We start from the raw sequence: 11,493 nt of genomic DNA, 5'->3' as shown, positions 1-11,493 counted from the left end.
ACAAAGGCCAGGTTCCCACAAAGGCCAGGTTCCCACAAAGGCCAGGTTCCCACAAAGGCCAGGTTCCCACAAAGGCCAGGTTCCCACAAAGGCCTGGCTCCCACAAAGGCCCGGCTCCCACAAAAGCTCTGCTCCCACACACGCCTGGATCCAGTCAGGCCTCCAGTTCCACCAGCGCACTGCCTTCGCTGACCATTTCACCTTCCTGGCAATACAGCGCCTTGATCACGCCCGCCTGGGGCGCGCGGATGCTGTGTTCCATCTTCATCGCTTCCAGCACCACCAACTGGGCCCCGGCCTCGACGCTTTGTCCGACGGCCACCAGCACCCGTACGATGCTGCCGTTCATCGGCGCGCTCAGGCCGCCCTGATGGCCGTGGCCGCTGTCGACGGCGGCAATCGGGTCGAAGCGGGTGATCTTGTGGCACACGCCCTGCCAGTGCAGATAGAGCCCGTCGGCACTGCGGATCACGCGATGCCGCCGGCGAATGCCGGCCTGTTCCGTCGACAGGTATTCCCCGTGCAGTTCAAACCGGGTATCCGGCGTCAGGCTCACGGCCCGGTCCTCGCCGTCGCAGCTCAGGTGCACCACGGTTTCCGCCGGCAGCCCGCTGCGAAAACCATTGCCCAGGGCCCAGGGCGAGGCCGGGTCGTCCGAACGTACACCAGGGGCCTGGCCCTGGATGAAGGCTTGGGCGGCCGCTTGCCAGAACTCATCGGTACGCGCGCCCGGCTGCGGCAGCAGGTCTTCCTGGTAACGGGGAATAAAACCGGTATCCAGTTCGGCGTCGGCAAACGCCGGATGAGCGACGATCCGCCGGAGGAAACCGAGGTTGGTTTTCAGGCCGCCAATCACGAACTCATCGAGCATCGCCAGCAGGCGCAGGCGCGCCTGTTCGCGGGTCTCGCCCCAGGCGATCAGCTTGCCCAGCATCGGGTCGTAGAATGGCGAGACGCTGTCGCCCTCGGCCACGCCGCTGTCAACCCGGCGTCCCGCTCCCGGCGCCGACTCGCGATAGAGCTCCAGGCGCCCGGTAGCCGGCAGGAAATCATGGCCCGGGTCTTCGGCGTACAGGCGCACTTCGATCGCATGGCCATGCAGCGGCACCTGCGCCTGGGTGATCGGCAGCGCTTCGCCGCAGGCCACGCGAATCTGCCAGGCCACCAGGTCGAGGCCAGTAATGGCTTCGGTGACCGGGTGCTCGACCTGCAGGCGGGTGTTCATTTCCATGAAGAAGAAGTCGCCACGGGCGTCCAGCAGGAACTCCACGGTGCCGGCACCGACATAGCCGATGGCCTGGGCCGCGCGCACCGCCGCCTCGCCCATGGCCCGGCGCAGCTCTGCGCTCAGGCCGGGGGCGGGGGCTTCCTCGACGACTTTCTGGTGGCGGCGCTGGATCGAGCAGTCGCGCTCGTTGAGGTACAGGCAGTGGCCGTGCTGGTCGGCGAACACCTGGATCTCGACATGGCGCGGCTTGAGCAGGTATTTCTCCACCAGCATCCGCGAATCGCCGAAGGACGACTGCGCTTCACGCTGGGCCGAGGCCAGGGCTTCGGCCAACTGGCTGACATCCTCGACCACTTTCATGCCCTTGCCGCCACCGCCGGCGGTGGCCTTGAGCAGCACCGGGTAGCCGATTCCCTCGGCGGCGGCGCGGAAGGTCTCCAGGTCCTGCGCGGCGTCGTGATAACCCGGCACCAGTGGCACGCCAGCGGTTTCCATCAGGGCCTTGGCCGCGGACTTGCTGCCCATGGCGTCGATGGCGCTGGCGGGTGGGCCGAGGAATACCAGGCCGGCAGCCTCGATGGCCCGGGCAAAGCCGGCGTTTTCCGAGAGGAAACCGTAACCGGGGTGGATCGCCTGGGCACCGCTGGTCAGGGCGGCGGCGATCAGTTTGTCGATCTGCAGGTAGCTTTCGGCGGCCTTGCTGCCACCCAGGTCGACGCGGATATCGGCTTCACGGCTATGGCGGGCGTCACGGTCGACGGCGCTGTGCACGGCGACGGTGGTCAGGCCCAGGGCCTTGGCGGTGCGCATCACCCGGCAGGCGATTTCACCGCGATTGGCCACCAGGATGGAAGTGATCACGGGCGTGCTCATCAGCGCGACTCCTTGGCGGCGGACTCGGTCTGCCAGTTCGGTGGGCGTTTTTGCAGGAAGGCCCGCAGGCCTTCCTGGCCCTCGGCGCTGACGCGGATGCGGGCAATGGCATTTTCGCAATAGCGGCGCCGTGCCGGACTGAGTTCACCGCTGCCGATTTCCCGCAGCAGTTCCTTGCTGACGCGCATGGCTTGCGGGCTGTTGAGCAACAGGTTGTCGATCCAGGTCGTGACCTGTTGCTCCAGCTCGCTGGCCGGACAGGTTTCCGACAACAGACCTAACTCGCGCGCGCGCAGGCCGCTGAAGCGTTCGGCGGTCAGGACATAGCGGCGCGCGGCGCGTTCGCCGATGGCCTGGACCACGAACGGGCTGATCACCGCCGGAGCCAGACCGATGCGCGCCTCCGAGAGGCAGAACTGCGCATCGTCGGTACCGATGGCCATGTCACAGGCGCCGATCAGGCCGAGGGCGCCGCCATAGGCCGCACCCTGGACCACGGCCAGGGTCGGGATTTTCAGCTTGGCCAGGTTGTACATCAGTTCGGCCAGTTCGCGGGCGTCGTCGAGGTTGGTGGCATAGTCCAACTGGGCCGATTGCTGCATCCAGGCCAGGTCGGCGCCGGCGCTGAAATGCCGGCCACGGCCGCGCAGCACCAGGAAACGCACGGCGGCGTTGGCCTGGACCTTGTCCAGAGCGATGATCAACTCGCGGATCATTTCGGCGTTGAAGGCGTTGTTCTTTTCTTCGCGGCTCAGCCAGAGGGTGGCGAAGCCGCGAGGGTCGATCTGCAGTTCCAGGGTGTTGAAGTCGGTCATGGTGTCGGGTCCTGTGCAGCTTTTTGTAGGCGCTGGATTGCCAGTGATGACGATGTTGTCCTTGCCGCTGCCATCGCCGGCAAGCCGGCTCCCACAAGGTTTGGCGTTTTCCCCGAGAGGCGCGGCAGGCACGAGCCGGCGGGTGACGGTCACATCCGGAACACGCCGAAGCGGCTCGGCTCGATCGCTGCGTTGAGGGCGGCCGAGAGCGCCAGACCAAGGATTTCGCGGGTCTGGGCCGGGTCGATCACGCCGTCGTCCCACAACCGGGCGCTGGAGTAGTACGGGTGGCCCTGGTGTTCGTACTGGTCGAGGATCGGCTGCTTGATCTCGGCTTCCTGTTGCGCCGAAAAGCTTTCGCCGTTGCGCTCGTGCTGCTCGCGCTTGACCTGTACCAGCACTCCCGCCGCCTGCTCGGCACCCATCACGCCGATCCGCGCGTTCGGCCACATCCACAGGAAGCGCGGGTCATAGGCGCGCCCGCACATGCCGTAGTTGCCGGCGCCGAAGCTGCCGCCGATGATCACGGTGAATTTCGGCACCTTGGCGCAGGCCACGGCGGTAACCAGCTTGGCGCCATGCTTGGCGATACCGCCGGCCTCGTACTTCTGGCCGACCATAAAGCCGGTGATGTTCTGCAGGAACAGCAGCGCAATGCCGCGCTGGCAGGCCAGTTCGATAAAGTGCGCGCCTTTCTGCGCGGCTTCGGCGAAGAGGATGCCGTTGTTCGCCAGGATCGCGATGGGATAACCGTGCAGGTGGGCGAAACCGCAGACCAGGGTGGTGCCGAACAGCGCCTTGAACTCATCGAACACTGAGCCGTCCACCAGCCGGGCAATGACCTCGCGTACGTCGAACGGTTGCTTGGCGTCCGCCGGCACCACGCCATACAACTCGTCGCTGCTGTACAGCGGCGCGATCGGCGTGCGTTGCCGCAGTTCGCCGAGCTTGTGCCAGTTGAGGTTGGCGATGCTGCGCCGGGCCAGGGCCAGGGCGTGTTCATCGTTTTCGGCGTAATGGTCGGCCACGCCGGAGACCTTGCAGTGCACATCGGCACCGCCGAGGTCCTCGGCGCTGACCACCTCGCCGGTGGCGGCTTTGACCAGCGGCGGGCCGGCAAGAAAGATGGTCGCCTGCTGACGAACCATGATCGCTTCGTCGGCCATCGCCGGCACATAGGCGCCGCCAGCGGTGCAGGAGCCCATGACCACGGCGATCTGCGGGATGCCCTGGGCGCTCATATTGGCCTGGTTGAAGAAGATCCGCCCGAAGTGCTCGCGGTCCGGGAACACTTCATCCTGGCGCGGCAGGTTGGCGCCGCCGGAGTCCACCAGGTAGATGCACGGCAGGCGATTTTGCTGGGCGATGGTCTGCGCACGCAGGTGTTTTTTCACCGTGAGCGGGTAGTAGGAACCGCCTTTGACCGTGGCATCGTTGGCCACGATCATGCATTCGACGCCTTCGACGCGGCCGATACCGACAATCACCCCGGCGGCCGGAACCTCCTCGCCATAGACCTCATACGCCGCCAGTTGGCTGATTTCGAGAAAGGGCGAGCCGGGATCGAGCAGGCGGTTGATCCGTTCGCGCGGCAGCAGTTTGCCCCGCGAGGTGTGCCGTTCCTGGGCCTTCGGCCCACCGCCTTGCTGGACCTGGGCGAGCAGCGCGCGCAGGGCCACGACCTGTTCGAGCATCGCCGCGCGGTTACCGGCGAATTCGCTCGAACGCGGGTTGAGTTGCGTGTGCAGGATTGCCATGTGCGCGCCCCTCAGCGGGTTTCGTTGAACAGTTCGCGGCCGATCAGCATGCGGCGGATCTCGCTGGTGCCAGCGCCGATTTCATACAGCTTGGCGTCGCGCAGCAGGCGTCCGGCGGGGAACTCGTTGATATAGCCGTTGCCGCCGAGGATCTGGATCGCGTCGAGGGCCATCTGGGTCGCGCGCTCGGCGCTGTAGAGGATCACCCCGGCGGCGTCCTTGCGGGTGGTCTCGCCGCGCTCGCAGGCCTGGGCCACTGCATACAGGTAGGCGCGGCTGGCATTGAGCTGGGTGTACATGTCGGCGACCTTGCCCTGGATCAGCTGGAACTCGCCGATGCTCTGGCCGAACTGCTTGCGGTCGTGGATATAGGGCACCACCAGGTCCATGCAGGCCTGCATGATCCCGGTCGGGCCGCCGGAGAGCACCACGCGTTCGTAGTCGAGTCCGCTCATCAGCACCTTCACGCCGCCATTGAGCACGCCAAGGATATTTTCTTCCGGCACTTCGACGTCATCGAAGAACAGCTCGCAGGTGTTGGAGCCGCGCATGCCGAGCTTGTCGAACTTGTTGCTGCGGCTGAAGCCTTTCCAGTCGCGCTCGACGATAAAGGCGCTGATACCGTGGGCGCCCTTTTCCGGCTCGGTCTTGGCATAAATCACGTAGGTGTTGGCGTCGGGGCCGTTGGTGATCCAGGTCTTGCTGCCGTTGAGCACGTAGTGGTCGCCGCGCTTGTCGGCGCGCAGTCTCATCGAGACCACGTCGGAGCCGGCGTTCGGTTCGCTCATGGCCAGGGCACCGATATGTTCGCCGCTGATCAGCTTGGGCAGATATTGGGTTTTCTGTGCGTGATTGCCGTTGCGGTTGATCTGGTTCACGCAGAGGTTGGAGTGGGCGCCGTAGGAGAGGGCGACCGAGGCCGAGCCTCGGCTGATTTCTTCCATCACCAGCACATGGGCCAGGTAGCCGAGGCCGGCGCCGCCATATTCTTCGGCCACGGTGATGCCCAACAGACCCATATCACCGAACTTGCGCCACAGGTCGGCGGGGAACAGGTTGTCGATGTCGATCTGTGCCGCCCGCGGAGCGATCTCTTTGGCGACGAAGGACTGAACCTGGTCGCGGAGCATGTCGAGGGTTTCACCGAGGGCAAAGTTCAGGGTCGGATAGCTCATGGGGCACCTGTTGTTATGGGTTGAGCAAGGCGTTGGTGTGAGTGATCATTCACCTTTACGTTAACGTAAAGCTGATGGGTCTGACTGTCAATCGGACATTTTCGACGCAGCAGTCCGGCGTCGACAGAAGCGGGGGAGGGGCAGGGGCTAGATAGTGCTGGTACAGGCCTGATTTATGCCGTTTGCAAGGGCTGATCCGTCCCATTATTTGAACTTGTTCCAGTCGAGCGCATCCGTACGCTCGGGGTTTTAGCCAGGAGTTCAGCCCCGATGCGTCGATCCAAGGATGATCAACCACCCCCTTCGCCCCAGCACCAGGCGCCGCCGGGCGCGCCCTTGAACCGGCACCAGGGGTTTATCGCGAGCCGGATTCCGGCGCCGTTGAAACACCCCGGCTCCGCCTGCCTCAAGGCGCTGGCCAAGCTGGACCCGAACGTGCCGCCCTGGTACGCCAAGGCCACGCCGGCGACCCGCGGCGCCTTTGAAAAGAGTCAGCAGGAACGCTGCGTGAGCCAGCATGAACTCGAGGCGATACTGGAACGCATTGTGCCGTTGGAGGCCTTTGCCGAACCGCTGCTGAAGGCGGCGATTGGCAAGACCTTCAACCTCGAGCTGGATGTCAGGCACAGCTATTTCGTCCGTCGCATGCAACGCAGCCGCTCGTCCAGCCTGGGCGGTTTTCTCGGGTTCTCGGCGGGCGATCCGCTGGTCCGCAACTGGTACTGGGATATCCCGCTGCTGGAGGCGGCGCTGCATAACTTCAGCGCCGCCGAAGCCGGCAAGGCGCCGGACGAGGGCCGTGAGTTCATTACCCACGACCACAACACCGACGCGGTGCGGATGAGCTACATCAAGGACCATGAACTGCCCGTGCGCCCCGAGCAGTTTGCCACGCTGTGCCGCACGCTGGACCTGGGGCGCCAGTACCAGGCGCATCTCAACGCGGTGCTCAACCCGGTGGATGCCGCGCAGAAAGCACGGGTGCGCCGGACCTGGGTCCGGTATTTGCGCCATGAGTTGGACGAGGCGCTGCATCTGGCGCGGATGACAGGCGATATTCCCACCGATGCCTACCAGATGTTGCGGCAATGGCTGGCGGACCACGGCGATATCCGCCTGGACGGCCACAGCGTGCGCCCTTCGCGACTGCGGATGCTTGGCGTCGACCTGAGCGAGATCCTGCTGTTCGGCGCCGAGCGCGCTGGCACGCTGCAACGTTGCGTGACCTATGTGCCCGGCGATGACCGGCAGCCGATCCGCGAGCATGTCTCGACCACGGCGTTCATGATCGATTTGCGTACACGCCTGCATGGCGCCAGCTTCCGGCGTTTCTTCAGTCGGTTTATCACGGTGCGCGAGCAGCCGGGGTTTTTCCGTGCGCTGAAAAAACGCCTGGACCCCAGCGACCGGCATGAGATGTGGGACGACTATAGCCTCGACCCTGGCCTGCGCGTGGGCCTGGATCTGGTCGACCTGCCCCTGCGCGTGGATAGCCGCGCCTTGCTGGATACGCTGCTGGCGGATCAGTGCGAGTTGAAGATCGCTCGTATGCTCGGCGATGCCCGCGCCCTGGCCGTGCCCACCGGCGACGAGGACCGTGACGCCCGGATCGCCCGCTTCATGGCGGTGTTCGACGCCGGCATGGATGTCCTGAACTTGCTGGTGTTCGTCCCCGGCCTTGGCCAGGTGATGCTGCTCGCCATGGCGACCCGGATGCTCCATGAGGTCTATTCCGGGATCGAGGCCTGGGAAGCTGGAGAAACCCGCGAGGCCTGGGCGCACTTGCTCGGGGTGGCGATGAACCTGGCTTTTATCGGCACCGCTGGAGCCGTCCTGCCGCATGTCGATACCTCGGCGTTTGTCGACAGCCTGGTGCCGGTCAGCCTGCGCGAGGGCGTCATGCGCCTGTGGAAACCCGACTTGCAGCCCTACGAACACCAGCCGTTGCTAGCGGATGGCGCGCTACCCGACAAGCTGGGCGCGCACGATTACCTGAATGACTACTATCTGCCGCTGGAGGGGCGCTACTACCGGTTGCAGGCCGACGAACACTGGCCGGGACGTTATCGCGGCCAACATGCCCGTGCCGACGAGCTGGTCAATCCCTATGCCCCGGCCTTTCGCTCCAACGGCGCGGGAGGCTGGCGGCATGAGCTCGACGAACCGCTGGGCTGGGATGACGAGCGGCTATTCGCCCGCCTGGGGCCGGAGGCCGCCAGCCTGGACGGCCAGACGGCCAGGCGCATCCTGGAGATCTGCGGGATTGACGTCGATGTCTTGCGCGAGGTGCACCACAACACCCGGCTGCCACCGGCCTTGCTCGGCGACAGCGTGACCCGGTTTGTCCTCGACCGGGAACTTGGGCGCCTGGTGCAACGCTTGCAGTCGGGAGGGGCGTCGAGCGGCTCGCTCGATGAGCTGCATATGGAGATGCAATTGCTCACCAGCGCTGCGGTCTGGCCTCGTTCGAAGGTGCTCAGGTTGCTCAACGGTTCCGGCCGTACGCTCCAGGAGTACCCGGCGCACGTCGACGCCGACGTGACGCGGATCGAGGTGCGCTGGCCGGGACTGGATGCGGACGGCTTGCTCACGCAGGTGCTGCGTCAGCTGGATGAAGCCGAGATCCGCAGACTGCTGCGCGAGGAGTTCGGACTGGGAACGGTCAGCCTGTCGGCCCGCGTGGTGACGCTGCGCCAACGCCTGGCCGGGGAGGCCAGCCGACGCCGGGCGGACCTGTTCGATTCGCACTACCGCTACCGTACGGCGCCGGACCGCGACGAACCGGGTGTGGCGGTGTTGCAACGGGACTTTCCCGACCTCCCGGTGCGGGTGGCGGAGGAGCTGGCCAGGCATGCCGATGGTCGCGAGTTGCAACAGTTTGAGGCCGGGCACGTGCCCTTGCGCCTCGCCGAAGAGGCTCGCCACTACCTGCGTAATGTACGAGTGGTCCGCCAGTATGAAGGCCTGTATCTCGACTCGGTGCACCAGGCCGAGACTTACCGGGTGGTCCTGCCCCTGCTGGAGAAATTGCCGGGCTGGTCGCGCCGTGTGCGGATCGAAATCCGCGACGGTGCCTTCGACGGCGACTTGCTCGCCAGTGTCGGCCCGCGGCGCGCGCCGATCAGTCGTGTGCTGATCAAGGACAATGGCCTGTACGAGTCCTGTGACGAAGTCGGTCTCGACCTGCACGGCCCGGACGATCTGTATGCGGCGCTGCTGCATGCCTTGCCGGATGCCGAGCGCGCCGCGCTGGGCCTGCCGCATGTCGGCCAGGGGGCACAACTGAAACGGGCATTGCGCGCGCTGCCGACGTTGCCGCGCGATGAGCTGGCTGGGAGGATGGCGCCGACGGCCTCCCGGCCGGTGGGCCGTCCACCGATGGGGCTGGCCGCTGGGCGCAGCGGTTATTCGCCCCGCGAGCGCGGGGTGGATGTTGCCCCGCAAAGGCTCGGTGGGGAGCTGATCACGCTGGCCCGTGAGGTCTACCCGGTTCGCGAGTGGGCAACGATGGAACGCCTGCTCGGTATGCAAAACCCCCAGGCTATCGCTCCTCGAGGCCGCAATCCGGAGTTGCTCAAGCTGGCCCGCGAGGTCTACCCGGCCCATGAATGCGAAGCGGTGGAGCGCTTTCTCGGCCTGGAGCATGCGACTGACGAGGCGTTTTCCCAGCGCCTGGGAGATCTGTGGGTCGAATACCAGAACCTCAGCCAGCGCCTGGACAGTTGGGTCTGGACGCCGAGCTACTACCTTGAGGGCCGGCGCTTCGTGGCCGTCTCGGACACCCCCCGACGCCTGGTGGCCGAGGAAATCAAGCGCTGCTGGCGGCGCGAGACGCCCGTTGCCCGCAGCGAAGGGCCGGTCCCCGGTCACCGGCTGAAGCTGGATAACCAGCGGGTGGGCAGCTTGCCCGTGCTGGCCGCCGATTTCAGCCATGTCGGCGAATTGAGCCTGAACGGTATCGGTGTGTCCGGTGATATCGACGGATTCCTCGGGCGCTTCAGTGCGGTGCGCTGGCTGTCGGCGAGTGACAACAACCTGGAGGCGCTGCCCTCGGCCATCGCGGGCATGACGCAATTGAGCAAACTGATCCTCGCCAACAACGACATCGTCCTGACGGCGGAAGCGGCAGGGCAACTGGCCGGGTTGAGCCGCCTGCAACTGCTGACGTTGGAGGGCAATCCGCTCGGTTACCGTCTCGATCTGTCCCGGCTGACCGGCCTGCGCGGACTGGGCTTGCAAAGGACCGGACTCACTGCCTTACCTGGTGGTCTCGGGGGGCTTGAGCGCCTGCAAGTACTGGACCTGAGTGACAACACGCTGGAGGCCGTACCCGATGTCTCGGCCATGGGCGACCTGCAGATCCTCAATCTGAACCGCACGGGTATCAGCCAGTGGCCCGTGGGTTTTGAGCATTGCCCGGACTTGCACACCCTGGACCTGAGTCATAACGCGATCAACGATATACCGGCGCAGGTCGATACGCTGCTTGGTGGCTTGCGACCCGCCCAGCGCCGGGGCATCAACCTGCAGGACAATCCGCTGACCGACGCGGCCCGCGCGACCGGCTCGCGCCTGGGGCTCAGTGGAGTGGTCGCGCTGGTGCCGGTGTCCGCCACCGAGGAAACGGAGTATTGGCTGGAGGGCACTGACCCTGGCCAGCAGACGTCCAGGCGCGGGCTTTGGCAGTCGTTGCGGGAAGAGCCGGAGAGTGGCGATTTTTTCAACGTCATCCAGGGCCTCACGGTGTCCGCGGATTTCAGCCAGGCGGGTTATCGTGCCGCCTTGATTGCGCGGGTCTGGAAGGTGATGGAGGCCATGGCCGCCAACACTGAACTTCGCCAGAGAGCTTTCCGCCTGTCCACCGAGGTCGACACCTGTGCCGACGGCATGACGGATATTTTCAGCAACCTGGATTTCGAGGTGCTGCTGGAGCAGGCGCAGGCCATCGCCGACCCCACCGTCCGCGAGGGCGAGCTGCTCAAACTGGCGAGAAGCAAGACCCGTCTGCAGGCCCTGGGGCGACTGGCGGATGAGGAGTACCGCCGACAATTGAGCCTCGAAGATCCGCCCGATGAAGTCGAGATCCATCTGGCCTATCGGATTGGCCTGACGCGGAAACTGGAGCTGCTGGCCCAGCCCCGTTCCATGCTCTTTCCGCAGATTGCGAACATCACACCGCGGCAGATCGAAGCTGCGGGGAGCGCGGTGTTGGCGGCGGAAGCCGAGGGTGGCCTGGTCCGTTCGTTATTGACGCTGGAGCCGCCGTTCTGGCGAGCATTCCTGGAAGAGCAGCATGCCGCCGAGCTCAAGCTCAATACCGAGTTCTACTATGCCCGGCTGGAAGCCCTCGAGACGTTGAAGGATAAGCTCGAGGAGTGGATCGAGCCCGGGCGCCACCCGGAAGCTGAGCGCAGGAGCTTGCGCGAGGCGATCAGCCAACTGGCGGCAACCCTGGAGATCGCGCCCGATCAACTGTTCAGCGGGCAGCCGATGAGCGAACAGTTCTATCGGCAAGTCATCGAGGCGATTGCCCAGGAGCAGGGCGGTTTGCTCCGTCGCCTGACCCTGCAGGCCCTGGATCGATTGGCGGCGCCGGGCAATCGCTAACGGGACGAGCGCGTCTTGACCCTGGCCCCGCCATTGCG

5 protein-coding genes are annotated in these 11,493 nt (G+C 65.4%); 1 reads left to right on the top strand and 4 read right to left on the bottom strand.

Features of this window, described 5'->3' with window-relative positions; translation table 11 throughout:
* Window positions 1-154: 154 nt before the first annotated feature.
* From AC07T0_RS25735 to AC07T0_RS25720, 4 genes are all read right to left on the bottom strand, one after another.
* Complete coding sequence (locus AC07T0_RS25735; protein WP_495003830.1) at window positions 155-2,101, bottom strand: acetyl/propionyl/methylcrotonyl-CoA carboxylase subunit alpha; 1,947 nt, start codon at window positions 2,099-2,101, stop codon at window positions 155-157.
* A complete protein-coding gene (locus tag AC07T0_RS25730; RefSeq protein WP_495003829.1) occupies window positions 2,101-2,916 on the bottom strand; it encodes a gamma-carboxygeranoyl-CoA hydratase in 816 nt (271 codons plus the stop codon). The genes AC07T0_RS25735 and AC07T0_RS25730 overlap by 1 nt, the downstream gene beginning before the upstream one ends.
* A 149-nt stretch (window positions 2,917-3,065) precedes the next feature.
* Complete coding sequence (locus AC07T0_RS25725) at window positions 3,066-4,673, bottom strand: carboxyl transferase domain-containing protein (RefSeq protein WP_495003828.1); 1,608 nt, start codon at window positions 4,671-4,673, stop codon at window positions 3,066-3,068.
* Window positions 4,674-4,684: 11 nt separating this feature from the next.
* Window positions 4,685-5,848: an isovaleryl-CoA dehydrogenase gene (locus tag AC07T0_RS25720; RefSeq protein ID WP_495003827.1), complete on the bottom strand. Its 1,164-nt coding sequence runs from the start codon at window positions 5,846-5,848 to the stop codon at window positions 4,685-4,687.
* Between the two features lie 270 nt (window positions 5,849-6,118).
* Between AC07T0_RS25720 and AC07T0_RS25715 the strand changes: the two genes are divergently transcribed.
* The gene (locus AC07T0_RS25715; RefSeq protein WP_495003826.1) at window positions 6,119-11,455 is read left to right on the top strand and encodes an NEL-type E3 ubiquitin ligase domain-containing protein; all 5,337 of its coding nucleotides are present in this window, start codon (window positions 6,119-6,121) and stop codon (window positions 11,453-11,455) included.
* The last annotated feature ends 38 nt before the right edge of the window (window positions 11,456-11,493 follow it).

This window comes from Pseudomonas sp. GW821-FHT04D07 (genome assembly GCF_059420225.1).
Note: the sequence above shows the minus strand (reverse complement) of the source record. Positions and strands in the feature narration are given on the sequence as shown.

What these genes read in the sequence shown, in the direction of transcription:
- AC07T0_RS25720 (WP_495003827.1), bottom strand. Translation starts at nt 5,848, where the DNA reads ATGAGCTATCCGACCCTGAACTTTGCCCTCGGTGAAACCCTCGACATG.
- AC07T0_RS25730 (WP_495003829.1), bottom strand. Translation starts at nt 2,916, where the DNA reads ATGACCGACTTCAACACCCTGGAACTGCAGATCGACCCTCGCGGCTTC.
- AC07T0_RS25735 (WP_495003830.1), bottom strand. Translation starts at nt 2,101, where the DNA reads ATGAGCACGCCCGTGATCACTTCCATCCTGGTGGCCAATCGCGGTGAA.
- AC07T0_RS25725 (WP_495003828.1), bottom strand. Translation starts at nt 4,673, where the DNA reads ATGGCAATCCTGCACACGCAACTCAACCCGCGTTCGAGCGAATTCGCC.
- AC07T0_RS25715 (WP_495003826.1), top strand. Translation starts at nt 6,119, where the DNA reads ATGCGTCGATCCAAGGATGATCAACCACCCCCTTCGCCCCAGCACCAG.